This is a genomic window from Pedobacter nototheniae (genome assembly GCF_004335085.1).
Lineage (GTDB): Bacteria > Bacteroidota > Bacteroidia > Sphingobacteriales > Sphingobacteriaceae > Pedobacter > Pedobacter nototheniae.
Window position 1 is genome coordinate 1 of the sequence record NZ_RQRS01000101.1, and the last position, 234, is coordinate 234.

Annotated in this window: 1 rRNA gene; it reads right to left on the reverse strand. The window is 45.7% G+C overall.

Annotated features, from left to right (window positions below):
- Window positions 1-154: 154 nt before the first annotated feature.
- Window positions 155-234: ribosomal RNA gene (rrf, locus tag EHC72_RS22565) — 5S ribosomal RNA — on the reverse strand; the annotation flags it as partial.

The window sequence follows — 234 nt, forward strand, 5'->3', positions numbered from 1 at the left end:
GTCAGGTTTAAGCTGAAGGGCATTGGTAGCAGCGGGAGATGAGAAAAGATAGGGCAAACTCCAGGGTTAAACCACAGTGCTTTCCTTGTTGGTTTAAATTTCCTATAAACTAAGAAAACCCTTGCGATTTTAAGTTGCAAGGGTTTCTTTTAAGATTTGGCACCGACCTACTCTCCCACGTGTTACCGCAGTACCATCGGCTCTGGTGGGCTTAACTTCTCTGTTCGGAATGGG